Origin of the sequence: Ideonella livida (assembly GCF_010499455.1) — a bacterium.
In the GTDB taxonomy this organism is placed as follows: Bacteria; Pseudomonadota; Gammaproteobacteria; order Burkholderiales; family Burkholderiaceae_C; genus Ideonella; species Ideonella livida.
Map to the genome: position 1 here is coordinate 113576 of NZ_JAAGOH010000006.1, position 24323 is coordinate 137898.

Annotated in this window: 18 protein-coding genes; 11 read left to right on the forward strand and 7 right to left on the reverse strand. The window is 72.4% G+C overall.

Going from position 1 to position 24323, the window contains the following annotated elements; all coding sequences use genetic code 11:
* Positions 1-144: 144 nt before the first annotated feature.
* The 3 genes from G3A44_RS07090 (at position 145) to G3A44_RS07100 (ending at position 8224) form a co-directional block, all read left to right on the forward strand.
* On the forward strand, positions 145-3750 hold the full coding sequence (locus G3A44_RS07090) for an indolepyruvate ferredoxin oxidoreductase family protein (protein WP_163456814.1): 3606 nt from the start codon (positions 145-147) through the stop codon (positions 3748-3750).
* Positions 3751-3843: 93 nt separating this feature from the next.
* A complete protein-coding gene (locus G3A44_RS07095; protein ID WP_163456815.1) occupies positions 3844-5190 on the forward strand; it encodes a glutamine synthetase family protein in 1347 nt (448 codons plus the stop codon).
* Positions 5191-5368: 178 nt separating this feature from the next.
* Positions 5369-8224: a TonB-dependent receptor gene (locus G3A44_RS07100; RefSeq protein ID WP_203561325.1), complete on the forward strand. Its 2856-nt coding sequence runs from the start codon at positions 5369-5371 to the stop codon at positions 8222-8224.
* Positions 8225-8254: 30 nt separating this feature from the next.
* Here G3A44_RS07100 and G3A44_RS07105 read toward each other — a convergent pair whose 3' ends face one another.
* Positions 8255-9163, reverse strand: coding sequence for a LysR family transcriptional regulator ArgP (locus G3A44_RS07105; protein ID WP_163456816.1), 909 nt, complete (start codon positions 9161-9163; stop codon positions 8255-8257).
* A 118-nt stretch (positions 9164-9281) separates the two neighbouring features.
* On the opposite strand from G3A44_RS07105, the gene G3A44_RS07110 reads away from it, so the two are divergent.
* The 7 genes from G3A44_RS07110 (at position 9282) to G3A44_RS07140 (ending at position 16216) form a co-directional block, all read left to right on the forward strand.
* Positions 9282-9938 (forward strand): LysE/ArgO family amino acid transporter, encoded by a 657-nt coding sequence (locus G3A44_RS07110; RefSeq protein ID WP_163456817.1) that lies wholly within the window; start codon positions 9282-9284, stop codon positions 9936-9938.
* A gap of 73 nt (positions 9939-10011) precedes the next feature.
* On the forward strand, positions 10012-10995 hold the full coding sequence (locus tag G3A44_RS07115; RefSeq protein ID WP_163456818.1) for a DMT family transporter: 984 nt from the start codon (positions 10012-10014) through the stop codon (positions 10993-10995).
* 71 nt (positions 10996-11066) lie between these two features.
* Positions 11067-12605, forward strand: a complete 1539-nt coding sequence (locus tag G3A44_RS07120; protein ID WP_163456819.1) for a LicD family protein — start codon at positions 11067-11069, stop codon at positions 12603-12605.
* 53 nt (positions 12606-12658) lie between these two features.
* The gene (locus G3A44_RS07125) at positions 12659-13642 is read left to right on the forward strand and encodes an NAD(P)H-dependent glycerol-3-phosphate dehydrogenase (RefSeq protein WP_163456820.1); all 984 of its coding nucleotides are present in this window, start codon (positions 12659-12661) and stop codon (positions 13640-13642) included.
* 14 nt (positions 13643-13656) lie between these two features.
* Positions 13657-14043: a glycerol-3-phosphate cytidylyltransferase gene (gene tagD / locus G3A44_RS07130; protein ID WP_163456821.1), complete on the forward strand. Its 387-nt coding sequence runs from the start codon at positions 13657-13659 to the stop codon at positions 14041-14043.
* Between the two features lie 49 nt (positions 14044-14092).
* A complete protein-coding gene (locus G3A44_RS07135; protein WP_163456822.1) occupies positions 14093-15112 on the forward strand; it encodes a glycosyltransferase in 1020 nt (339 codons plus the stop codon).
* Positions 15113-15163: 51 nt separating this feature from the next.
* Entirely contained in the window at positions 15164-16216 is a 1053-nt protein-coding gene (locus G3A44_RS07140) for a hypothetical protein (RefSeq protein ID WP_163456823.1), read from the forward strand.
* 21 nt (positions 16217-16237) lie between these two features.
* On the opposite strand, the gene G3A44_RS07145 is transcribed toward G3A44_RS07140, so the two are convergent.
* The 6 genes from G3A44_RS07145 to alr all read right to left on the reverse strand — a co-directional run bounded on the left by G3A44_RS07145 (position 16238) and on the right by alr (position 23382).
* Positions 16238-17626, reverse strand: coding sequence for a LicD family protein (locus G3A44_RS07145; RefSeq protein WP_163456824.1), 1389 nt, complete (start codon positions 17624-17626; stop codon positions 16238-16240).
* Between the two features lie 152 nt (positions 17627-17778).
* Positions 17779-18390: a hypothetical protein gene (locus tag G3A44_RS07150; RefSeq protein WP_163456825.1), complete on the reverse strand. Its 612-nt coding sequence runs from the start codon at positions 18388-18390 to the stop codon at positions 17779-17781.
* An 82-nt stretch (positions 18391-18472) separates the two neighbouring features.
* Positions 18473-19654: a murein transglycosylase A gene (gene mltA, locus G3A44_RS07155; protein WP_163456826.1), complete on the reverse strand. Its 1182-nt coding sequence runs from the start codon at positions 19652-19654 to the stop codon at positions 18473-18475.
* Positions 19655-19784: 130 nt separating this feature from the next.
* Positions 19785-21797, reverse strand: coding sequence for a transporter-like protein TlpB (gene tlpB, locus G3A44_RS07160; RefSeq protein ID WP_163456827.1), 2013 nt, complete (start codon positions 21795-21797; stop codon positions 19785-19787).
* Positions 21797-22195, reverse strand: a complete 399-nt coding sequence (apaG, locus tag G3A44_RS07165) for a Co2+/Mg2+ efflux facilitator ApaG/CorD (RefSeq protein WP_163456828.1) — start codon at positions 22193-22195, stop codon at positions 21797-21799. The genes tlpB and apaG overlap by 1 nt, the downstream gene beginning before the upstream one ends.
* Before the next feature lie 86 nt (positions 22196-22281).
* On the reverse strand, positions 22282-23382 hold the full coding sequence (alr, locus tag G3A44_RS07170) for an alanine racemase (RefSeq protein WP_163456829.1): 1101 nt from the start codon (positions 23380-23382) through the stop codon (positions 22282-22284).
* Positions 23383-23681: 299 nt separating this feature from the next.
* Between alr and G3A44_RS07175 the strand changes: the two genes are divergently transcribed.
* The gene (locus tag G3A44_RS07175; RefSeq protein WP_163456830.1) at positions 23682-24311 is read left to right on the forward strand and encodes a DedA family protein; all 630 of its coding nucleotides are present in this window, start codon (positions 23682-23684) and stop codon (positions 24309-24311) included.
* Positions 24312-24323: the final 12 nt, after the last annotated feature.

Genomic DNA, 24323 nt, shown 5'->3' on the forward strand with positions numbered 1-24323 from the left:
AAAGCACCTCTCCGGCCCCCAGGCCTACACTTTTTGCATCCCCTTTCCCTGGCGGCGGCACCGCGCCACAAGCGCCGGTGCACCGACCGCCGGGCCCCCGCCCCCGGCGCGCCCCCACGCCGCGCCCTCACAGGAGCCGCCGCCATGAATGCCCCTCTGTCCGAGGTCCTGACCGAGTCCCTCCCCAGTGCGGCCCCGCTCGGCTCGCCCAAGCCGGCAGGCTCTGCCCCCGGTGGCACACCGCGCCCGCTGGCCCAGGCCAGTCTGGACGACAAGTACACCCTGCCCGCCGGGCGGGCCTTCATGAGCGGGGTGCAGGCCCTGGTGCGGCTGCCGATGCTGCAGCGCGCCCGCGACGCGGCCGCCGGCCTGGACACCGCCGGCTTCATCAGCGGCTACCGCGGCAGCCCGCTGGGCACCTACGACCAGTCCCTGCAGGCCGCCAAGAAGCACCTGGCGGCGCAGCACATCGTCTTCCAGCCCGGCGTCAACGAGGAACTGGGCGCCACCGCGGTCTGGGGCACGCAGCAGCTGGACCTCTTCCCTGACAAGAAGAAGCACGACGGCGTCTTCGGCATCTGGTACGGCAAGGGCCCGGGCGTGGACCGCTGCCTGGATGTGTTCAAGCACGCCAACATGGCCGGCACCGCCCGGCACGGCGGCGTGATCGCCATCGCCGGCGACGACCACGTGGCCAAGAGCTCCACCGCCGCCCACCAGAGCGACCACGTCTTCAAGGCCTGCGGCTTCCCCACCTTCTTCCCGTCCAGCGTGCAGGACATCCTGGACATGGGCCTGCACGCCTTTGCCATGAGCCGCTTCGCCGGCGTGTGGACCGGCATGAAGACGATCCAGGACATCGTCGAGTCCAGCAGCAGCGTCGATGTCTCGGCCGACCGCGTGAAAATCATCCTGCCCGAGGACTTCGCGATGCCGCCGGGCGGCCTGCACATCCGCTGGCCGGACCCGCCGCTCGAGCAGGAAGCCCGGCTGATGGACTACAAGTGGTACGCGGCCCTGGCCTATGTGCGCGCCAACCGCCTGAACCACAACGTCGTCGCCACCCCCCACGACCGCTTCGGCATCATCGCCAGCGGCAAGGCCTGGAACGACACCCGCCAGGCCCTGGCCGACCTGGGCCTGAGCGACGAGGTCTGCCGCGCCATCGGCCTGCGCCTGCACAAGGTCAACGTGGTCTGGCCGCTGGAGGCCACCATCACCCGCGACTTCGCCCAGGGCCTGCAGGAGATCCTGGTGGTCGAGGAGAAGCGCCAGGTCATCGAATACCAGCTCAAGGAAGAGCTCTACAACTGGCGCCCCGACGTGCGCCCCAACGTGCTGGGCAAGTTCGACGAGCCCGAGGGCGACGCCACCGGTGGCGAGTGGAGCCACGCCAACCCCAGCGGCAACTGGCTGCTGCGCGCCAAGGCCGACCTGAGCCCGGCGATCATCGCCAAGGCCATCGCCAAGCGCCTGACCAAGCTCGGCGTGCCCGAGGACGTGAAGGCGCGCATGGACGCGCGCATCCGCGTGATCGAGGCCAAGGAGCGTGAACTCGCCGCGCTGACGGTCAACACCGGCGAGCGCACGCCCTGGTTCTGCTCGGGCTGCCCGCACAACACCAGCACCCGCGTGCCCGAGGGCTCGCGCGCGGTGGCCGGCATCGGCTGCCACTACATGGTCAACTGGATGCCGGGCCGCGCCACCAGCACCTTCACCCAGATGGGCGGCGAGGGCGTGCCCTGGGTCGGCCAGGCCGCCTTCACCAAGGAAGGCCACATCTTCGCCAACCTGGGTGACGGCACCTACTTCCACTCCGGCCTGCTGGCGATCCGCCAGAGCATCGCCGCGGGCGTCAACATCACCTACAAGGTGCTCTACAACGACGCGGTGGCCATGACCGGTGGCCAGCGCGTGGGCGAGCGGCCCGAGGGCCACAGCGTGCTGCAGATCATGCAGAGCCTGACCGCCGAGGGCGTGGCCAAGCTGGTCATCGTCACCGACGAGCCCGCCAAGTACCAGGGCGTGGCGCTCAGCCCGGGCGTGACCGTGCACCACCGCGACGAGCTCGACGCCATCCAGCGCCAGTTCCGCGAGCTCAAGGGCACCACCGCCATCCTCTACGACCAGACCTGCGCCACCGAGAAGCGCCGCCGCCGCAAGCGCGGCAACCTGGTCGACCCCGCCAAGCGCGTGGTCATCAACGAGCTGGTCTGCGAGGGCTGCGGCGACTGCTCGGTGCAGAGCAACTGCGTGTCGGTCGAGCCGCTGGAAACCGAGTTCGGCCGCAAGCGCCAGGTCAACCAGAACACCTGCAACAAGGACTTCTCCTGCGTGAAGGGCTTCTGCCCCAGCTTCGTCACCGTCGAGGGCGGCACGCTGAAGAAGCCCGGCACGGGCGCCCGCCAGGCCCCCGCGCTGCCGCCGGTGCCCGAACCCCGCGTGCCCGCCGCGCCGCAGGCCTGGGGCATCGTCGTCGCCGGCATCGGCGGCACCGGCGTGATCACCATCGGCCAGCTGCTGGGCATGGCCGCCCACCTCGAAGGCAAGGGCGTCATCACCCAGGACGCCGCCGGCCTGGCCCAGAAGGGCGGCGCCACCTGGAGCCATGTGCAGATCGCCGACGACCCGGCCCACATCCTGGCCACCAAGGTCGACACCGCCAAGGCCGACCTGGTCATCGGCTGCGAGGCCATCGTCACCGCCGCCAAGCCGACGCTGACCGCGATGCAGCCCGGCCGCACCTACGTGGCGATGAACAACCACCGCACCCCCACCGCCGCGCTGATCCACGACGCCGACTGGGCCTTCCCGGCCGGCGCCTGCGACGACGCGGTGCGCCAGGCGGTGGGCGCCGAGCACTTCGCCGCCTTCGACGCCGAAGAGGTCGCGGTGCAGCTGCTGGGCGACTCGATCTACACCAACCCGCTGATGCTGGGCTTTGCCTGGCAGCAGGGCCGCGTGCCGCTGCAGCACGCCGCGCTGATGCGGGCGATCGAGCTCAACGGCACCCAGGTCGAGAAGAACAAGGCCGCCTTCGAGTGGGGCCGCCGCTGCGCCCATGACCTGGCCGCGGTGAAGGCCCTGTTCGCCACCGCGCAGGTGATCCGGGTGCTCAAGCGGCCGTCGCTGGACGAGCTGGTCGCGCGCCGCGCCGACTTCCTCACCGGCTACCAGAACGCCGCGTACGCGGCCGACTACCGGGCGGTGGTCGAGCGCGTGCGCGCCGCCGAGGCCCCGCTGGGCGGCACCCGCCTGGCCGAGGCCGTGGCCCGCAACCTGTTCAAGCTGATGGCCTACAAGGACGAGTACGAGGTGGCGCGCCTGCACACCGCGCCCGAGTTCAGCGCCAAGGTCGCGTCCCTGTTCGACGGCGAGGTCAAGCTGGTGCACCACCTGGCCCCGCCGATGTGGGCCAAGACCGACGCGCACGGCCAGATGGTCAAGAAGCCCTACGGCCCCTGGGTGCGCCACGCGATGGGCCTGCTGGCCCGGCTCAAGGGCCTGCGCGGCACCGCCTTCGACCCCTTCGGCCGCCACCCCGAGCGGGTCGAGGAACGCGCCCTGATCGCCGAGTACCGCGCCACCGTGGACGAACTGCTGCGCGGCCTGAGCGCCGAGCGGCTGCCCCTGGCCCTGGAGATCGCCCGCCTGCCCGAGGACATCCGCGGCTTCGGCCACGTCAAGACCCGCCACCTGGCCGCGGTGCGGCCCAAGTGGCAGGCGCTGATGGCGCGCTGGCGCGGCTGAGCCGCCGGGCCGCGGTGCCAACGGGCACGGCGTACGATGGGGCGATGCGCGGTGATGGCCGCCCACGGCCTGCCCCTGCCCCCCTGGAGTGACATGAGCCTTTCCTGGACCCCCGAGCGCCTGGCCGAGCATTTCACCGCCCTGGGCGTGCGCGACATCGAATGCGTCTTCCCCGACGTCAGCGGCCACCCGCGTGGCAAGTTGATGCCCGCCGCCGCCTTCGCCCGCGGCCAGGAGCTGCGCATCGCCCAGGCAATCCCGATGCAGTGCGTGACCGGCGAGTACTCCTACGACCCGATCTTCCCGGACGCCGACCCCGACGTGCGCCTGGTGCCCGACCTGTCCACCCTGCGCCCGGTGCCCTGGGCCAGCGTGCCGCGCTGGATGGCGATCCACGACTGCCTGGAGCTGGACGGCCGCCCCTGCGCCTTCGCCCCGCGCCAGGTGCTGCAGGCGGTGCTGGCGCGCTACGCCGCGCGTGGCCTGACCCCCGTGGTCGCCCCAGAGATCGAGTTCTACCTGACCGCTCCCAACCCCGACCCGGCCCAGCCCCTGCGCCCGCCCAGCGGCCGCGGCGGCCAGACCGAGGTGGGCCAGTCCGCCTTCAGCCTGGACGCGCTGACCGCGCTGGCGCCGTTCTGGGACGCCTTCCACGCCGCCGTGGACGCGCTGGGCATCCGCACCGACACCTGGATCCACGAGGTCGGCTGCAGCCAGTACGAGGTCAACCTGCTGCACGGCGACGCCCTGGCGGTGGCCGACCAGGCCTTCCTCTTCAAGCGCGCTGCCAAGGAGGTGGCGCTGCAGCACGGCCTGTGCGCGGTCTTCATGGCCAAGCCGATCCAGGGCGAGGCCGGCAGCAGCATGCACCTGCACCAGAGCCTGGTGGACGCTGAGGGGCGCAACGTCTTCACCGACGAACAGGGCCGAGACAGCGCCGCCCTGGGCCACTACATCGCCGGCCTGCAGGCGCACGGGGCGGACCTGATGCTGCTGTACGCCCCCTTCGTCAACTCCTTCCGGCGCTACGTCAGCGGCAGCCAGGCCCCGACCACGCTGGACTGGGGCGTGGACAACCGCACCGTCGGCCTGCGGGTGCCCACCTCGGCCCCGGCCGCGCGGCGGGTCGAGAACCGCATCGCCGGCGCCGACGCCAACCCCTACCTGGCGATCGCCGCGTCCCTGGCCGCCGGCCTGGACGGCCTGGAGCGCCAGCTCACGCCCACCCCGCCGGTGCAGGGCAACGGCTACGACGCCGCGCACGGCCTGCCGCGCACCTTCCTGGCCGCGCACGAGCGCCTGAACGCCAGCCCCGACGCCGCCCGCCTGCTGGGCGCCGACTTCGTGCGGGCCTACGGCGCGGTCAAGGCGCTGGAGCACGACAGCTACCTGAACCACATCAGCGAATGGGAGCGGCGCTACCTGGCGCCCCAGGCCTGAGACCCATCACCGCCTGAAGCGCTCCGCCGGGCGTTGCGGCGCCGCCACGCCCACCCCGGCCCCGGCCCGCCCCTCTAGACTCCGTGCGCAAGCCGACACATGTCGGACACCCCCCCGACACATGCCCCGCGGGGGCCGCCACCGCCGGCCCCCGCGTCCAGCCCGGAGTCCAGCCCCCATGCCCACCCGCCGACGCGGCGCCCCCGGCGCGCGCGCCCTCGCCCAGTCCCCATCCCGCTCCGCCCTCTGCCCCGCCCTCCGGCACGAGGCACCGCCCCACGCCCTGCCCCGCCAGGCCTGCGCCTGCGCCTGGGCCGCAGCCGCCCTGCTGGCTGGCCTGTGCGCCGGGCCCGCCACCGCCCAAAGCGGCACCGGCGCGCAGCGGGTGGTGATCACCGGCTCGGCCCTCAAGACCCTGGAAGGCGAAACCGCACTGCCGGTGCAGACCCTGACGCGCGAGGAGATCGGCAAGGCCGGCGCCACCACCGCTTCAGAGGTGCTGGCCCTGGTGAGCGCCAACACCAAGGGCCTGACCGACGGGGTCAGCATCTCCACCGGCGGCTACCGCGACCAGACCGGACTCAACGCCGCCAACCTGCGCGGCATCGGCGTGTCCTCCACCTTGGTGCTGCTCAACGGCCGGCGCCTGGCCAACTTCGCTTCGCCCGGTGACGACGCGGGCGTGGACCTCCACAACATCCCCGCGGCCGCCCTGGACCGGGTGGAGGTGCTGCTGGACGGCGCCTCGGCGCTCTACGGCACCGACGCCGTTGGCGGCGTCATCAACTTCATCACCCGTTCGGACTACCAGGGGCTGGAGCTCAATGCCTCGGTCAGCCGCACCCGCGAAGGTGGGGCCGGCAAGCGCACCGCCTCGCTGGCCGCCGGCGCGGGCGAACTCGGCCGCGACGGCTTCAACGTCTTCGGCGTGCTGGACCTGCAGCGCACCGACGCCCTGAGCACCTCGCAGCGCCGCTTCATCTCCGACCTGCGCATCCCGGAGCGCCTGCCGCACCTGCTGTCGAGCTACACCAGCCCCGGCAACATCCGGCTGAGCGGCTCACAGCGCGACCTGCTGCAGGCCGAAGGCTTCTCCACCAACGGCGTGGACGTGATCCAGAACCGCACGATCAACCTCTCCGCCCCCGACTGCCAGGCGCCCCACAGCCTGTACCTGCCCCAGGGCGTGGGCGGGGTGGACGGCTGCACCTACGACTACATGCGCGACGTGGAGCTCGCCCCCCGGTCGGAGAGCCTCAGCCTGCTGACCCGCGGCACCCTGGACCTGGGTGGCGGCACCCAGCTCTTCGCCGAGGCCTTGCTGGCCCGGGCCAAAACCTATTACGTGGGCACCTCCAACCGCGTCAACGCCGACCTGGACGTCAGCCTCATCCCCCGGCTGGCGGCCACCGGCCTGGGCGCCCTGGCCGAGGACGACGAGGACCGCATCATCACCGTGCGCACCCGCATTCTGGAGGCCGGACGGCGCCAGAGCGAGCTGACCAGCACCGCCCAGCGCTGGGTGCTGGGCCTGAGCGGCGCCTCCGGCGCCTGGGACTACGACGCCGCGCTGACCCACAGCGTCAACGGCGTGAAGGACCGCGACGCGCACGGCTACCTGCTTTACACCCCGCTGATGGACGGCTACGCCAGCGGCGTGCTCAACCCCTTCGGCCAGATGGACGCCGCCGGCCGCGCCTACCTGGACAGCCTCCAGGTCGACGACGTGGCCCGCCGCGCCAAGGGCACCCTGGACAGCGTGGACGCCAAGGCCAGCCGCCAGCTGGGCCGGCTGTCGGGCGGCCCGGTCCAGCTGGCGCTGGGCGCCGAGCTGCGCCGCGAACGCGCTTGGTTCAAGCCCTCCGAGCTGCTGGTCAGCGATGAAATCCAGGGGGATCCCAGCCCCGGCGACGGCCAGGCCACCGACCAGCGTCGCCGCGTGGCCGCCGCCTTCGGCGAGCTGGCCCTGCCGCTGGCACCGGCCTGGCTGCTGCAACTGGCCGTGCGCCACGACCACTACCAGCAGGTGGGCGGCACCACCAACCCCAAGGCCGGCCTGCGCTTCCAGCCAGCGCCTGAGTGGCTGCTGCGGGCCTCGGCAGGCACGGGTTTCCGTGCCCCCTCGCTCTCCGACCTGTACCGGCCCGCCCGCGCCGGCCAGACCTCGGTGCTGCCCGACCCGGTCTACTGCGCCGACAACGACAACGACTACTCGGTCTGCGCCGACAACTGGGACACCGCCCACTTCAGCAACCCCCGGCTCAAGCCCGAACGCTCCCGCCAGTTCTCCCTGGGCCTGGTGATGGATCCCAGCCGGCACTGGTTCGTCAGCCTGGACTGGTGGGCCATCCACAAGCGCGACCTCATCAGCGAGATCGGCGAGGACGTGATCCTGGCCAACCCGGCCAAGTACGCCGGCCTGATCCACCGCTACAACGAGGACGAGGGGCTGTGCGACTACGACCCCGACGACAGCTCGATCTGCCTGATCGAGCTGCACAAGGCCAACCGCGGCAAGGAGGTGGTGCGCGGCCTGGACCTGGTGGTGCAGCTGCGCGGTGCGCGCACCGCCTGGGGCGAATGGGGCGCCAAGCTGGCCGGCACCCAGGTGCTGAGCGCCAAGCGGCAGACGGCGCCCGGAGACCCCTATGTGAGCAACCTGGGCCGATTCGTCACCGACGGCGTGGTCCAGCGCTGGCGCCATCGCCTCTCGGTGGACTGGGGCCACGGCGCCTGGGCCGCCAGCCTGGGCAACACCTACAGTGCGGGCTACACCGACCAGAACTCGGCCATCGACACCGATTCCGGCAGTGTGGTGGCCGCCAACCGGGTCAAGGCCTACTCGCTGTGGGACGCCTCCGCCAGCTGGCAGGCCACGCCCCAGCTGCGCCTGCGCCTGGGCGTGCAGAACCTGCGGGACACCGCGCCGCCCTACTCCAACCAGGCCTACCACTTCATCAACGGCTACGACCCCAGCTACACCGACCCGCGCGGCCGCACCACCACCCTGGGCCTGCAGCTGGCGCTGCGCTGAGCGGCGGCAGACCCCCGGGCCGCGGCGCGCTCAGCGCACCGGCCCGGCCGGCGGCCGCAAGCCGGTGCGCGCGGCGCGGCACACCGCGTCGGTGAGGACGGCGGCACCGGGCAGGGCCTGGCGGTGCTGCCAGTACAAGGGCACGTCCAGCGGGGTGTCGGGCACCAGCTCCACCAGCTCCCCGCTGGCCAGGGCCTGTGCCACCAGGGGTTCGGGGTTCATGCCCCAGCCCAGACCCGCCCGGCAAGCGTCCACAAACGCCTGGGTGGCAGGCAACCAGTGGGTGGGCGGCTGCGGCGGCTGGGGAAAGATCTGGGCCAGCCACAACGCCTGCAGACGGTCCCGACGGCTGAAGGTCAGGCAGGGCGCCTGCGCCAGGGCCTGCGGCGTGGCCCCCTGAGGCAGGTGCCGGGCCATGAAGGCGGGGCTGGCGGTGGCGCGGTAACGCAGCGCCCCCAAGGGCACGCTGCGGCAGCCCGCCACCGGCGCGGCCAAGGCCGTGACCGCGGCCACCACCTCGCCCGAGCGCAGGTGCTCCGCGGTGTGGTCCTGGTCCTCCAGCCGCAGGTCCAGCAGCAGGGTGCCGCCCTCGCACAGCGCCGCCGCCGCCGCCACGAACCAGGTGGCCAGGCTGTCGGCATTGATGGCCAGCGGCAGGGTCACCGGGCCGGCCGTCTCGGGGGCCAGCTGCGGCCAGTCCTGCTGCAGCGCCTGCTCCAGCAGCGCGACCTGCTCGGCATGCCGGCACAGGGACAGGCCGGCCGGCGTGGCGCGGGTGGGCGCCTCGCGCACCACCAGCACCTGACCCGCACGCTGCTCCAGCAGCCGCACCCGCTGCGACACCGCCGAGGGCGTGAGGTGCAGGGCGCGTGCGGCCTGCTCAAAGCTGCCCTCGCGCACCACGGCGGCCAGGGCCTCCAGCAGCTTGTAGTCGAACATGGTCGGGATCGTGGAAAACGCACGGCGGGCCGCGGCCGCTGCGCCGCCTGAAGCGGCGCTTCACCGGCTGAAGAAAGTCTAACTGGCGCCCCACCCCCACGGCAGCGAGCATGGCGGCATGTCTGACTGGATCCCCTCCACCTTGCCCGCCGGCACCGCCGGCTCGGCCGCCCTGCAGGGCTTTCTGCTCTGCCTGGGCCTCATCGTCGCCATCGGCGCCCAGAACGCCTTCGTGTTGCGCCAGGGCCTGCGGCGCGAGCACGTGGGCTTGCTGGCCGCGCTGTGCAGCGCCAGCGACGCGCTGCTGATCGCCGCCGGCGTGGCCGGCGTGGCCGGCCTGGTGGCCGCGCATCCCGGCCTGTCACGCTGGATGGCCGTGGCCGGCATGCTCTTCCTGCTGGCCTACGGCCTGCAAGCCTGGCGCCGCGCCTGGCACGGGGAGTCCATGGCCGTGGCCGCCGGTCCGGGGCTCAGCCGCCGCGCCGCGGTGCTGCAGCTGGCCGGCTTCACCCTGCTCAACCCGCATGTCTACCTGGACACGGTGCTGCTCATGGGCAGCGTGGGCGCCCAATGGCCCGGCCCCACGGAACGCACCGCCTTCGTGGCCGGTGCGGCGCTGGCCAGCACCCTGTGGTTCCATGGCCTGGCCTACGGGGCACGGGCGATGGCCGGCTGGTTCGCCCGCCCCGTGGCCTGGCGGGTGCTGGACACCGTCATCGGCGCCATGATGCTGGCGCTGTGCGCTGGCCTGCTGCCCCTGGCCCTGGGCCGCTGAGCCCTCCGGCGCCCGCGACGGGCGCCCACCCCCTGGGTTCTAATGCGCCCCCGCCCGCGCTCCCGCCCCTCGGATGCTCTCTGGAACCCTGTTCGCCCTGGCCGCCGGCCTGATGTGGGGCCTGGTCTTCATCGGCCCGGTCCTGCTATCCGACTACCCGGCCGTGATGCTGACCTTCGGCCGCTACCTGGCCTTCGGCCTGATCGCCCTGCCCCTGGCCTGGCTGGACCGGGCAAGCCTGCGGCGCTTCAGCCGGGCCGACTGGCGCGAGGCCCTGCGCCTGGCGGTCGTGGGCAACGTGCTGTACTACCTGCTGCTGTCCTCGGCCATCCAGCGCTCGGGTGTGCCCCTGCCCACCCTGTTCATCGGCACCCTGCCGGTGGTCATTGCCCTGAGTGCCCGGCTGCGGTCCCGCCAGGGCGGCACGCCGGCGGCGCTGCCCCGCTGGACGAGCCTGGCGCCGCCGCTGCTGCTCATCGCCGCCGGCATCGGCCTGGTCAACCAGGCGGAGCTGGCCGCACTGCGGCAAGACCCCCAGGCGGACCTGGGCCGCTACGCCCTGGGAGCGCTGCTGGCCGTGGGGGCGGTGGCCTGCTGGACCTGGTACCCGCTGCGCAACGCCGACTGGCTGCAAGCCCACCCCGACCGCTCACCACGCTCCTGGGCCACCGCCCAGGGCCTGATGACCCTGCCCCTGGGCCTGGCCGGCTATGCCGCCACCTGGATCACCTTCACCCTGACCGACGCCCCGCTGCCGATGCCCCTGGGGCCGCGCCCGGCCCTGTTCGCCGGCCTGATGCTGCTCATCGCCCTGAGCGCCTCCTGGCTGGGCACCCTGTGCTGGAACGAGGCCAGCCAGCGCCTGCCCACCCACCTGGCCGGCCAACTCATCGTCTTTGAAACCCTGGCCGCACTGGGCTATGCCTACGCGTGGCGCGGCCACTGGCCCGACGGGCTGTCGCTGACCGGCGCCGCCTTGCTGGTGGCCGGCGTGCTGTGGGCCTTGAACGCCGGGCGGCGTGACGCCCGCCCGCAAGCCCATGCCCCCATGGCCTGAAGCCCGGGTGTCCCCCCAAGGCGGCACAAGGTCACGGCGCCGTCACAAAGCACAATCAAGGGTTTGCGTGAATGGCAAGCCAAAAGATCAAGGAGGACCTCTTGCCCGTGTATTTCGGCTGCGGCGACGGCAGCGAACTGAGCCTGAATTTCCACGAGACCGAGGCCTGCGCCCTGCGGCTGAGCCACCCGCGGTCAGAACCGCTGCGCATTGAGGGCATCGACGTCCAGATCGGCAAGGTCTGGCGGCCCCTGGACGCCACGCTGGTGCGTACCCTCAAGTGCTCCACCGGCTTTGGCCGGCACTCCCAGCATGAGGCCTGCGGCTTCCCGGTGACCACGCGCGCGGGCCGCCGCATCGAGCTGCGGGTGGAGTTCAAGGCCTCCCTGCCCATCACGGGGGTGCGGGTGCACAACCGTCCTGATGCCAACTGGCAGGGCATGTCCCGTCTTGAGGTCGCCCTGGAGGCCCAGGATGGCCGGCATGTGATGCGGCTGGACCTGGACACGGCCTCCGGCACCCGGCACTACTTTGAACGCCTGTTCACCCGCACCCGGGTGGACTGCCCGGACGCCGGCACCCGCCAGGCGCTGGGCCAGCTGGGCGAGGCCTTCCTGGCCGGTGAGGACGCGCGGGCGCTGAACAGCTTCGAAGCGCTCTTCGAACGCCTGCTGACCCAGGGCTTCGGCTTCGTCGTCCGCCCCGCGAGCGGGGCGCCCTCGCTGCGCAAGCTCTCGCGCCTGCTGCTCACCCTGGCCCTGCAGCTGCGGGCCCGTGGCCAGGCCAGCCCGTGCATGCTCTTTGCCGAGCTGCTGATCACCACCCTGGGGCAGGACGCGCGGCTGGCCTTCAACAAGCTCAAGCTCGGCCCGGCCGCCCTGATCGACAACGCGCTGTACGACTACTTCAACCGCCGGCTGCAGGAGCCGCAGGTGGTGGCCTGCCTGGGTGAGGCCTACGCCTTCCTCAGCCACGGCCTGCTGCCGCTGCGCAAGAAGGCCGATCCGCAGGCGGCGGTGCAGCTGGCCCGCACGCTGGCCGACCGGCTGGTGGCCGAGGGCTTCGAGCGCACCTACCTGGCCTACGGTGCACTGCTGGGTGCGGTGCGCCACGGGCACCTGCTGGACCACGACGACGACGTGGACCTGCTGGTGCTGCTGCCCAGCCCGGACAGCTACACCAAGGCACTGCCCCGGATAGAGAAGGTGGCCCGCGCCGCCGGCCTGAGCCTGGAGCGCAAGCGCACCCGCACGCCGCCCTACGCCCTGCTGCAGTGCAAGTCCGCCGACACCCTGACGGTGGACATCTTCATCGGCTGGAAAGTCGGTGAAGGCGCCGACGCCCTCGCCCGCCTGCCCATGGGCAACGTGGCCTACGGCGAAATGCCCTGGTCGCTGGTGGAGGACCACCGCCCGCTGAACCTGCTGGGCCACGACTTCCGCGTGCCCAAGCAGGCCGAGGGCTTCCTCCAAGCCCGCTACGGGGCGGGCTGGCAGGTACCGGACCTGCTCTACCGCCTGCGCGAGGGCGTGCGGCCCGGCCTGGACCCGGCGGACACCGTCGAGGACACCGCCCCGTCACGGCCCGAGGCCGAAACCGCGCCCGCTTGACCCGCAGCGGCCCGGCCCCGCTGGGCCGGGGCCCCACCCCACAGCCACACGACATGACTCCTCAGCCCCCACCTTCCCTGGTCGTCCTGGGCGGCGGCACCTTTGGCACCTCGCTGGCGGCAGCGCTGGCCCGCACCGGCCGGCCGGTGACGCTGGTGGTGCGCGACCCCCAGGTCGTGGCCAGCATCCAGACCCGCCGCGTCAACGAGAAGTACCTGCCCGACGCCCGACTGCCCAAGGGCATCCACGCCACCGCCGAGATCGCGGTGGCCGCCAGCGCGCAAGCCGTCTTCCTGGCCGTGCCCTCCCACAGCCTGCTGGCCACCGCCGGCCTGCTGCAGCCACTGCTGCGGCCCGGCACGGTGGTGCTCAACCTGGCCAAGGGCCTGCACGAGCACCACATCACCCTGGACCGCGCCCTGCAGCAGGTGCTGCCCCACTGCGCCGTGGGCGCCCTCAAGGGCCCCAACTTTGCCCGGCCGCTGCTGCATGGCGCGCCCACCGGCATGACGCTTGCATTGCCTCCCGGTGTGGCCCCCGGCCGCGGCCAGGCCTGGTTCCAGGGCTCCAACGTCCAGGTGGAGGAACATGCGGACGTCTCCGGCATCGAGTTCGTGGCCGCGGTCAAGAACGTGATCGCCATCGCCATGGGCCTGTGCGATGCGATCGAGGACAACCCCAACACCCGCTTCATGGTCGTCAGCAAGCTCATCGCCGAGGCCCACCGCCTGGTCGGGCACTTCGGCTACGACCCGTCGGTGATGTTCACCTTCGCCGGCTTGGGCGACATGCTGATGACCTCGCTCAACGACGCCAGCCGCAACCGCACCCTGGGCCTGCTCATCGGCCGCGGCTTCGATTTCGTCGGCCAGACCGGCGGCCCGGTCATGGAGGGCCGCAAGGCCACCCGCCTGCTGGCCGCCCACACCCAGACCGAAGCAGACCGCTTCCCCATCGTGCACCACCTGGACCAAGTCTTCTCGGCGGGCCTCTCGCCGCAGGCCTTCTACCAGCGCGTGACCAAGCCCGCCCTCTGACCCCGGCAGCAGCCATGAAAAAAGTCATCACCTACGGCACCTTCGACCTGCTGCACCACGGCCACGTGAACCTGCTGCAGCGCGCCCGCGCACTGGGCGACCACCTGACCGTGGCCCTGTCCACCGACGAGTTCAACGCCCTCAAGGGCAAGCGTTGCTTCCACGACTACGGCGACCGCCGCAGCGTACTGTCGGCCATCCGCTATGTGGACGAGGTGATCCCCGAGGTGTCCTGGGAGCAGAAGGTCGAGGACGTGCAGCGCCTGGGCATCGACGTCTTCGTCATCGGCGACGACTGGACCGGCAAGTTCGACTTCCTCAAGCCGCTGTGCGAGGTGGTATACCTGCCCCGCACGCCCGGCATCTCCACCACTCAGATCAAGGAAGAGCTCAAGGGCTGACCGCCTTTGGCCTTCACCCGATGGACACGGCCCCCGCCGTGCGCTGCCCATGATCGAACCGCAAGACATCACCGTCGTCATCCCGGCGCTGGACGTCCAGGCCCCGCTGGGCGAGGCCATCGTCTCGGTGCTGGCCCACGGCGGGCTGTCCTCCCCGGTCCTGGTGGCTGACGCCTCCGGCGACCCCCGCACCGCGGACGCGGTGGCCCGGCTGAGCCGGCACTTCCCGCTGGTGCAGCACTTGGCCGCCCCGGGCGCCACCGCCGGCGAGGCCCTGAACCTGGGCCTGTCCCGCTGCACCACCGGGCGGGTGCTCTTCCTGGAGGCCCAGGACCAGATCGTCCAGCAGGGCCTGCGCCACTTGGCCGCCGCCATGGCGCCCGAAGCCGACCTGCTGCTGAGCAACCACACCCGCATCGATCCCGAGACCGGCCGCGGCCGGCCCCAGCGCCTGGCGCCGACCCTGCCCCCGTCGCCGCCGCAGGCCATGCCCTGGAAGGCACTGGCCCCGCTGTCGCTGCGGGGCGTGCTCTGGCGCACCGCCTTCCTGCGCGGGCAGGACCTGCGCTTTGCCGCCCAGCGGCACTATCCCGAGGCCGCCTTCATGGCACAGGCCTGGCTGGCCGCCACCACCGTCTGCGCGGTCGACCAGGTCACCTGCACCCGCCACCCCGAGCAACCCGGCTGCACGCTCAACCCCCGGGGCGAGCGGGCGCTGAGCGCCGAGGCCCTGGCCGACCGCATGCGGCAGATCCTGCAGACGGTCAAGACCACCCGGACACCGGCTTGGCGCGAGCGCTTCAAGCGCCGCTTCACGCTGGAGCATGAGCTCTCCACCCACCTGTTCAAGGGCCATGTGCTGCCACTGGCGGCCCTGGCCCGCCGCGCCCCGGCCGACGCCCGCCTGGCGCCGCTGCTGGCCCAGCTTCAGGCCGCCGTGGCGCCGTATGAGGCCAGCCTGAAAACCCTGCCTGCCGAGCAGCAGCCCTATTGGCAGGCGGTGCTGGCGCAGGACGCCGCCGCCCTGAGCAGGCTGGACCCCACCCTGCCACAGGCCGAGCCGGCCTGACACCCCGCTGCCCCACGCCGCGCCCGGCACAAGACCCCCAAGGACATGGACATGGCCGATCACTCCACCGCCCCAGGCCCGCTGCGGCTGATCTTCCACATCGGCGCCGGCAAGACCGGCACCAGCTCCATCCAGCAGAGCCTGCGCGCCTCGCTGGAGGCCCTGCACCGCCACGGCGTGCAGTACCTGGGCCTGATGCTGGAGCACGCCCCGCTGCAGCGCCACCCCTGGCAGAAGGCCGGGGGCAGCGAGATCTTCCACAACCTGCCGCCCCAGGCCGCCACGGCGCAGCTCTCCGAGGTGCTGCTGGACGCCTGCGCCCAGGCCCGCCAGCGCGGTTGCCACACGCTGATCTGGAGCAACGAGTCGTTCTTCAACCGCAACCACAGCGCGCGGCCTGTGCTGCAGGCCCTGCTGGCCGCCGGCGTGGACGTGCGCATCGTGGCCTATGTGCGGCGACACGACGCCTGGTTGCGCTCGGCCTATGCGCAGTGGGGCATCAAGCACAAGACCTACAAGGGGCCAGCCAAGCCTTTCTTGGAGTGGATCAAGTCGCATCCGGCGCGCTTTGGCCAGCCCTTGTGGTCCCTGGAGACCCAGTTCCCGGACCGGGTCACCGTGCGCAACCTGGATGCGGTCAAGGACGCCATCCCGGATTTCATGGCGCTGTGCGGCATCGAGCTGGACTGGCTGACCATCAGCCGGGACAACGTGACCCCCAGCAACGCGGAGCTGCTGCTGCGCGCGCTGTTCAATTCCCGGATCGAGGACAAGGTGCTGCCCGAGCGCTTTGACCAGGTCATGCAGACCGGCTGGTCCGGCGGCGAGCGGCCCGACGGCTACATGGCCCACCTGCTGCCTTCGGCGCAAGACCTGCAAGACGCCTCGGACGAAGCGCGGGAGGACCGCACGCTGGTCGACCAGCTGCTGCAAAAGGGCGGCCAGCCGCCGATCGACACCGACCCGCTGCGCGCCAAGTCCAACGCCGTGGACACCCAGGAGCTGGTGTTCCTGCTGGCCGAGGCGCTGGTGGTGCAGACCCAGAAGGTGGAGCGCCTGGAGCAGGCCCTGCGCAGCAAGGGCCTGCTGGACCCGGGCCCCTGAGGCCCCCCGCCGGCCCGGGGCTCAGGCCTTGGGACCGGTCAACAGGTCCTTGAAGGTGCGGCGGGAGGCCGCCCAGTCGAAACGGAAGGTCGGGTCCGGCTGCCGCCAGCCCTCGCCGTAGTTGACGGCCAGCAAGGCCTCGGGCTGCGCCGGCAGCGGCAGGGCCACGCCCCGGAACTCGCGTTCGACCAACGGCAACAGGGCCGTGGCCGGCAGTTGCCCGCCGCAATAGGGATAGATGTGCACCTGCCCGGCCTGGTCGACCCAGCCCGGGAAGATGTCGAAGGGAATGCCCAGGCGCATGACCTTCCAGTGCGCCGGACGCTCGGAAATGGACAGCCCGGCGGATTCCAGCGCCTGGGTGAACTCGGCCCGGCGACGGCGCACTTCGGCGGCACTGCCGGCTGGCAGCAGCACCGCCAGGTCGATGTCGTCGTCATGGGCCAGCAGACGGCCCTCGCGCACCAGGCCCAGCAGGGTGCCGGAATTGACGATGACGGGCCAGCCCAGGGTGGCCACCTTGCGCGCCACCTCGGCCACGGCCTGCAGCACCTCGGTCTCGTCACGGGTGCCCAAGCGCTGGTGCAGGCCGTGGTTGGCCAGGCTCAGGGGATAGGCCCATTCCAGCAGCTCGCGGTAGAGCACCTTGAAGCCGGCACTGTCCTGGGCAAGCTGCGCCCGCACCTGCTCCATCAGGGCCTGCAGGCCCTCGATGTCGTCCAGGTAGGCCGCGCCCAGGCGCAGCAGGTGGAAATCGATCGCGCGGCGCGTAGCGTCGTCGCTGGCGGCCTCGCGGCGGGCGGCCAGCAGGCGACGGGCGCTTTGCGCCGGCTGGGCCGGTGCGAACACCGAGACCCAGCGCCCGTCCAACTCCTGCACCTCCACGCTCATGCCGTAGTGCGCCGCCCGCTGCCGGTACTGGCGCTGGGCCAGGCGCAGGACCAGTTGGTCCACATGGCCGGGCTCCTCCAGGGTGATCTCCAGCGGTGTGTTGGCGATGTCGTCGACGGTGACCGCCGTCCAGTGGGCCTGGGCCGCCAGCCGCTTGACCCGGGTTCCCCAGCTGAGCTGGCGCGCACACTCCCGGCCCAGCAGGCACAGGTCCTCGATGCGCATCGCCGCCTTCTGGCTGCCACGGATGCGCAGGCGCTGGATGTGGCGATGCAGCGGAATGACGCCGCCGCGCTGGAAGCTGTCCACCATCTGCCGCCCGGGCCGTGCCGCCTGCAGCAGTGCCTGCACCCAGGCGTCCAGGGTGAGGTCGGGGTCAGGCGGGGCAGGCACGGCCTGCGGTGGCGGCACCGCCGCCGGCGCCGCCACGGGCGCGCTCACCGGGTCGGCCTTTCGACCCGAACGCACCACCTGCCGCAACGCGCCTTTCCAGCCCCCCGATTCCTTGTCCGCAGGCATGTGCCCACCCTTTCCGCTCTTGACTGTGTCCCCAGGGCCTGACGGCCGCCCGCCACCTGCGGGGGTCATCACCCTGTCATCGGATCAGTGTAGCGGCGCACCCCCGGGGCCCGCCGCCGGCGGGCCGCCCAGGTGTGGGGGGCGTCGGACGCTCAGAAGCGGAAGGACAGCCCCACGCCGACGTGGTCGCCCTTGTAGGTGTCGGTGTACTCCCCCCCCCAGCCGGCGTAGTGGTGCTCGTACTTCTCGGCGACGTAGCGCACGAAGACCGAGCCGCGTTCGTCCCAGAGGTACTCGGCCTGCACGATGAAGCCGGGCTTGGCGGTCATGCGGGTGGAGTAGTCAGGGGTGCCGTCCACCGATTCACTGTACTTGGCGCGCAGCGCCTTGCGCAGGCCGGCGCCAAAGCGCCATTGCTCCGACCCGTGGGCAAAGGCCAGCAGCTCCAGCGGCAGGCGGCTGAAGGTCATGTCGCCGTTACGGGCCACCACGGTGTCCACGTGATAGCCCAGGCTCGCCTGCAGGCTGTAGCCCGCCGCCTCCGGCCGGTATTCCAGGCCGCCGCCGAACTGGAACAGGCCGCCGGCCTTGATGGCGCGCGAGGTCCCGTCGGTGAACTCCGCCGTGCTCATGGTGTCCCCGCCAGCGGTGATCATGCCGGTGATGAAGGGGCGGGTCTGGGCCTGGCCCGACAGGGAAACGGCAGCGAGGGCCAGGCCGGCCAAGGCGGCGCGGAGGAGGTGGGTGGAGCGGAAAGGACGCATGACAGGATCCCCTGGAGATTCAAAACCCGGCCGTTGGGCCGATGGGCCGCGCAGTCTAGGGGAAATTTACATTCGGCAACGATCAGGGCGTCTGGTCGCGCGGCCACAGCACCCAGGCGCGCAGCGGCTGCCGGGTGCGTCCGGCCTGCGACTCGGCGTCCTCACCCCATCCCCAGAAGTAGTCGGCCCGCACCGCCCCGGTGATGGCGCTTCCCGTGTCCTGGGCCTGCACCAGGCGGCGCAGGGGCTGGGGCGACAGGGGCTCGGTGGTGTCCAGCCAGACCGGGGTGCCGTAGGGGATGCTCAGCGGGTCCACGGCAATGGAGCGCCCCGGGGTGAGGGGCACGCCCTGGGCCCCGCGCGGCCCCACCGTCGGGTCGGTCAGCGGCTCCTCGCGGAAGAAGACGTAGCGGGGGTTCTGCCACAGCATCTCCTGCAGGCGCTTGGGGTTGCGCCGGGCCCAGGCCTTGATGCCGGGCCAGGAGGCTTCGGCCAGGGTCAGCTCGCCCTGCTCGATCAGCCACCGGCCCACACTGCGGTAGGGCTGGTCGTTGTGGCCGGCAAAGGCCAGGCGCACCCAGCGCTGGCTGCCGTCGGGCTCGGTCACCCGCAACCGGCCCGAGCCCTGGATGTGCAGGACCAGGGCGTCCAGCGGATCCTCCAGCCAGGCGATCTCGCGGCCCTTGAGGGCGGCCTGGGCCGCGGGCAGGGTGTCGATCTGCTGGCGGGTCCACCAGGGGCGGCGGCTGGCCAGGTCGGCGGGCACGCCATGCAGCGGCACCTTGCGCTGGGTGGAGGCGCGGCGGCTGGCCGCCATCAGCGGCTCGTGGTAGCCGGTCATCAGGCCTTCGGTCTGGCCTTCCAGGCCCTCGACGCGCCAAACGCGCAGCTCCCCCTGCAGCCAGCGGCGCAGCGCGGGCTCATCCCCCGCCAGGCCGGTGGCAGCCAGCTGCCGGGCCTGGGCACAGGCCGCCTGCCACGGGGCGGGCGGCCGCACGCAGCCCGCCAGGAAGGCCGGCCACCAGGCCTGCAGGCGGTCGGCTTCCCACCCGGGCAGGTCCTCGAAACGGGCGGCCACCCAGCGGGCGCGTGGGCGCTCCAGGCTGGGTGCTGCCGGCGGTGGGGGCTCGGCGGCGGCCGCAGGCGCCACCGGCGGCGGGGTCTCCAGGGGCGGCAGGGGGATGGAGGTGCAGGCCGCCAGCAAGAGTCCCAGCCCCAGGGCGGCAGCGGCAGGCAGAAGACGTCGGTTCAGGAACGGGCGCATGGGCAGACGATAGGCGAGAGGGGCGGGAGATCGGCGGCCACGCCACCGCCCGGCGGCGGCTCGGGGGCGGCCGGGCCGGGGCCGGGCGGCGGACACCGCCGGCACCGCGGCCGGCGCGGTGTGCGCCGGCTCAGTGGGGCGGCAGAAAGAAGCTGCGGGCCTGCTGCCGCCAGCGGCGGCGCAGGGCCTGGGTGATGAGGTGGCGGTCCTGCAGGCGCAGCCCGCGTGAGGCCAGGGCCACGCGGAAGGCCAGGGTGAAGCTGACGCCAAGGTTGAGCAGGCCGATCACCGGAATGGCCGCCACACACCACCAGAAGGCTGGCTGCTGCAGCAGGTCCGGCCCCAGCGCGCCCACGGCCGCAGCCAGCTGGCCGGCCGCCAGGGTGACGTGGCGCACCTCCAGCGGCAGCCCGAAGAACGTGCCCACCGCGGGCACGATGCCCAGCATCAGGCCCAGCGACACGTTGGCGGCCAGGCCGGAGATGTGGCGCCGCCACCAGCCCGCCCAGCGGGCGGCGCGGGCCGCACCGGCCAGGCGCACCAGCCGGGGGTGATGCGCCAGGCGGCTCTCCAGGCGGTGGTAGACGAAGCCGTTCTCCACCCAGCCGGCGATCAGGCTGCTGGCAAACAGCAGCACGCCCGTGAAGGCGGCAAAGAGCGCGGTCGGCCCCAGCAAGGTGAGCGAGTGCAGCACGTACCCGGCGCTGGCCGTCCCCACCAGCGGCGAGCCGACCAGTGCCTGCGCCAGACCCTGCCCCAGCAGCACCACCGGCACCACCAGCAGCAGATTGCCCAGGATGCCGGCCATCTGCGAGCGCAGCAGGTGGGCGACTTCATCGACAAAGCCTTCCACCGCGGCGTCGCGGTCGCCCCCCGCACCGGCGGCAGCCTGCACCGCCTCCAGGCGCGCGGCCATGGCCGGCGCGGTCATGGCCGGCTGCTTGGTGGCCACCGTCCAGTGCATCAGCTGCACCAGCACAAAGCTGGCGGCGTAGTTCATGCCCGCCCAGAAGCCGGCCCAGAAGATGGACAGGCCCAGGGCGCCCAGGGCGAACTTGAGGAAGGTGGTGCCGGCGATGACCACACCGCCGCCGGCGGCCTGGCGCAGCAGGGCCCGGTACTCGTCGCGGGTGCGGGTGATGTAGTGCTCGCCGGTCTCGGCGCTGCGCTCGGTGACCTTGCGGGCCAGCAACGCATAGTGCCGGCCGAAGAGCCGCCCGATGCCGCGCCGCTCCTGGCCCCGCTGCAGCAGGTGCAGCAGCAGCGCCTGCCAAGCGCCCAGGTCCTGCGGCGCTGCGGCCAGGGGCAGCAGCGACAGCAGACGGTCGGCCCGGGCATGGATCTGCTCGATCTGGAAGACCAGCTCCACCGAGATGCCGTGCTCATCCAGGTGCTGGCGCACGCTGTCGGCGGCCCGGGTGCAGCCGGCCAGCACGGCGGGCAGCGCGGCCAGCGCCGCCTCACGCCGGTCGGGCTCGTCGAGGTCTTCTGCGCATTGCACCAAGGCCTGGAAAGGCCGCGCCCCCAGGGCCTGCGGGTCCATGCGCCGGCGCATGCCCCCCGAGAGACCCGAGGCCCGCACCTGGCCGGCCAGCAGTTGGACCGACTCGATCACCGCCTGGCGTGCGCCCTCGCCCGGTGCCCCGGACCCAGGCGCCAGCAGGGCCACCACGCGGGCCAGCAGCGGGGCGTCCAGGGCCTGCAGCCAGACGGCGTCCTCGGCATGGGCAAACAGCAGGGCGAAGAGTTCGCCCAGGTCGCGCGTCTCGGGGGTGCCCGGCAGCCAGGCCATGCGCAGGCGCTCCCCCAGCTCGCTGAGGAAGCCCGGCCGCGGTGGAAAACCGTGATCGGCCAGCAGGCCTGTGGCGTCCAGGCCAGCCAGGCTGGCCTGCAGCAGCGCGACCACCCGGGCACGGGGCTCGGGCTGCTGGTCCAGCACCTCCAGCAGGTGGGCCAGGCGCCTCACCGGCCAGGGCCTCAGTTCCTCGGGCGGTGGCAGGTCGCCGGGGGCGTAGGCACTGGGCGGTCCGGGCTGGCGCAGCCAGTCCAGCACGGCCAGCAGCCAGGCATGCCGCTGCGCGGCCGGGGCCTGGGGATCGGCCTGCGCCAGCAGGCTGCTCAGGTCGACCAAGACCCCTGCCATCAGTGCAGGGCCTGGGCTTGGGACAACTCGAAGGGGCCGACCGGCGCCTCGAAGGGCTGGGCGTCCTCGGTCATGCAGAAGAAGGTGCCCTGCATCTGGCCGCGGGGGGTGCCAATGCGGGTCCAGCTGGAATATTCGAACTGCTCACCCGGGCGCAGCAGGGGCTGGTGACCCACCACCGCCAGGCCACGCACCTCCTCGGTGTGGCCGGCGGCATCGGTGATGACCCAGTGGCGGGCGATGAGCTGGCCCGTCACCTGACCGGTGTTGCGGATGGTGATGGTGTAGGAGAAGGCGTACTGTCCGGTCGCGGCCGAGGACTGCTCAGGCAGGTACTGGGTGATGACGCTGCAGGTGAACTGCGCGTCAGCCGGGGCGTCGGTACGGGAGGAGCTCATGACCGCATCCTAGCGAAGGGGCAATGGCCCTGGAGCGCGGGCGGACGAACAGGGGACGGGCGGCACACGCCGCCCCGGAGAGGCGCTCAGTCCCCGTCCACCACCACCGGCACGCGCGGGGCCACGGCGCACATCAGCTCGTAGCCGATGGTGCCGGCGGCCTGCGCCACCTCGTCAATGCCCAGCACGCTGCCGCCCGGGCCATGGCCCCAGAGCGTGACCTCGCTGCCCATCCGGGCCTGGGGCACAGGCCCCAGGTCCACGGTGAGCATGTCCATGGACACGCGGCCCACGGTGCGGGTGCGCACGCCGTCCACCAGGACCGGGGTGCCGGTGGGGCAGTGGCGGGGGTAGCCGTCGGCGTAACCGCAGGCCACCACGCCGATGCGCAGGGGCGCCTCGGCCGTGAAACGGCTGCCGTAACCCACGGTGTCTCCGGGCTGCAGGTCTTGCACGGCCAGCAACTTGGAGCGCAGGGTCATGGCGGGCTGCAGGTCCCAGTGGGCCATGTCGTGCTCAGGAAAGTCGGGCACGCCGCCGTAGCTCATGATGCCGGCACGCACCCAGTCGGCGCGCACGCCCGCGTCCTGCGCAAAGCGCAGCGTGGCCGCGCTGTTGGACAGGCTGCGCTCGCCGGGCAGGTCGGCCGTGGCCTCGGCCCAGGCGGCCAGTTGGTGGGCGATGCCGCGCGGGCCGTCGGCATCGGAGAAGTGGGTGACCAGCGAGATCTCCTCCACCTGCGGCAGCACGTTCAGCCGCGCCCAGGCGGCCCGGAAGGCCTGCGGCCGGAAGCCCAGGCGGTTCATGCCGCTGTTGAGCTTGAGGAAGACGCGGTGCGGGGTGTGGGTCTTGTGGGCGGCCAGCCAGTCGATCTGCTCGGTGCAGTGCACCACATGCCACAGGCCCAGGCGCGAGCACAGCTCCAGGTCACGCGGCTCGAAGCAGCCCTCAAGCAGCAGGATGGGGCCGCGCCAGTCCAGGGCGCGCAGGCGCTCGGCCTCCGCCAGGTCCAGCAGCGCGAAGCCGTCGGCCCCGCGCAAGGCGTCGAACACGCGCTCGACGCCGTGGCCGTAGGCGTTGGCCTTGACCACGGCCCAGACGCGGGCATCGGGGGCGCAGGCGCGGGCGCGGGCCAAGTTGTGGGTGAGCGCGCGGGGGTGGATGCGCGCCTCGATGGGACGGGGCATGGTGGGCGTCTCTCGGCAGGGGTGAGGGGCCGCGGGCGCCAGGCCTGGCCTGGCGGTGGGAGCGGCTCGGGATCGGTCCGAACGCCCGCCCGGGCGGGCCGGATTCTGCCGCAGGCCACCTCACAGAAAGCCCACCCCCGCGGAACTTGACCGGGGTCATACCGGTCTACCCCTGCCCCTGACGGGGAGAGGCCCGAAGGCGATCAGCGGCGCGATACTGCTATAAACGCGCCCTGCCGCATCAGACGGGCCGCCGGCCTGGAGCCTGCCGCTCATCGCCGGACCCCGGACCGACCCCCATGGATGTCTTCAACGCACTGCTCCCGATCTTCACCGAATACGGTTACCTGGCGGTGTTTGTCATGTTGCTGGTGTGCGGCTTCGGCGTGCCGGTGCCCGAGGACGTCACCCTGGTCACCGGCGGCGTGATCGCCGGCATGGGCTATGCCGACGTGCACACCATGTTCGCGGTGGGCATGGCGGGCGTGCTGATCGGCGACGGCCTGGTGTTCACGCTGGGGCGTTTCCAGGGCGAGCGGGTGATGCGGGCGCCGGGCTTTCGCAAGGTGCTCACCCCCGAGCGCTTCCAGGCCGCCCAGGGCGCCTTCGCCAAATACGGCCGCTGGGTGATGTTCGTGGCCCGCTTCCTGCCGGGGCTGCGCACGCCGGTGTTCTTCGCCGCGGGCATGAGCCGGCGCGTCTCCTTCTTCACCTGGCTGCTGATGGACGGCGTGGCCGCCCTCATCAGCGTGCCCATCTGGGTCTACCTGGGCTACTTCGGCGCCCGCAACTGGGACTGGATGTGGCGCATGGTCCACAGCTTCCAGTACGGCATCTTCGGCCTGCTGGGCCTGGGGCTGCTGGCCGGCGGGGTGGTCTGGTGGCGCCGCCGCCGCCGCCAGCGCTGCGGCTCGGGCGAAGGCGCCTGACCCCTGGCGGCC

Bases quoted from the DNA above. Each gene is read 5' to 3' on its own strand.
- G3A44_RS07090 (WP_163456814.1), top strand. From the start codon at position 145: ATGAATGCCCCTCTGTCCGAGGTCCTGACCGAGTCCCTCCCCAGTGCG.
- G3A44_RS07095 (WP_163456815.1), top strand. From the start codon at position 3,844: ATGAGCCTTTCCTGGACCCCCGAGCGCCTGGCCGAGCATTTCACCGCC.
- G3A44_RS07100 (WP_203561325.1), top strand. From the start codon at position 5,369: ATGCCCACCCGCCGACGCGGCGCCCCCGGCGCGCGCGCCCTCGCCCAG.
- G3A44_RS07105 (WP_163456816.1), bottom strand. From the start codon at position 9,163: ATGTTCGACTACAAGCTGCTGGAGGCCCTGGCCGCCGTGGTGCGCGAG.
- G3A44_RS07110 (WP_163456817.1), top strand. From the start codon at position 9,282: ATGTCTGACTGGATCCCCTCCACCTTGCCCGCCGGCACCGCCGGCTCG.
- G3A44_RS07115 (WP_163456818.1), top strand. From the start codon at position 10,012: ATGCTCTCTGGAACCCTGTTCGCCCTGGCCGCCGGCCTGATGTGGGGC.
- G3A44_RS07120 (WP_163456819.1), top strand. From the start codon at position 11,067: ATGGCAAGCCAAAAGATCAAGGAGGACCTCTTGCCCGTGTATTTCGGC.
- G3A44_RS07125 (WP_163456820.1), top strand. From the start codon at position 12,659: ATGACTCCTCAGCCCCCACCTTCCCTGGTCGTCCTGGGCGGCGGCACC.
- tagD (WP_163456821.1), top strand. From the start codon at position 13,657: ATGAAAAAAGTCATCACCTACGGCACCTTCGACCTGCTGCACCACGGC.
- G3A44_RS07135 (WP_163456822.1), top strand. From the start codon at position 14,093: ATGATCGAACCGCAAGACATCACCGTCGTCATCCCGGCGCTGGACGTC.
- G3A44_RS07140 (WP_163456823.1), top strand. From the start codon at position 15,164: ATGGCCGATCACTCCACCGCCCCAGGCCCGCTGCGGCTGATCTTCCAC.
- G3A44_RS07145 (WP_163456824.1), bottom strand. From the start codon at position 17,626: ATGCCTGCGGACAAGGAATCGGGGGGCTGGAAAGGCGCGTTGCGGCAG.
- G3A44_RS07150 (WP_163456825.1), bottom strand. From the start codon at position 18,390: ATGCGTCCTTTCCGCTCCACCCACCTCCTCCGCGCCGCCTTGGCCGGC.
- mltA (WP_163456826.1), bottom strand. From the start codon at position 19,654: ATGCGCCCGTTCCTGAACCGACGTCTTCTGCCTGCCGCTGCCGCCCTG.
- tlpB (WP_163456827.1), bottom strand. From the start codon at position 21,797: ATGGCAGGGGTCTTGGTCGACCTGAGCAGCCTGCTGGCGCAGGCCGAT.
- apaG (WP_163456828.1), bottom strand. From the start codon at position 22,195: ATGAGCTCCTCCCGTACCGACGCCCCGGCTGACGCGCAGTTCACCTGC.
- alr (WP_163456829.1), bottom strand. From the start codon at position 23,382: ATGCCCCGTCCCATCGAGGCGCGCATCCACCCCCGCGCGCTCACCCAC.
- G3A44_RS07175 (WP_163456830.1), top strand. From the start codon at position 23,682: ATGGATGTCTTCAACGCACTGCTCCCGATCTTCACCGAATACGGTTAC.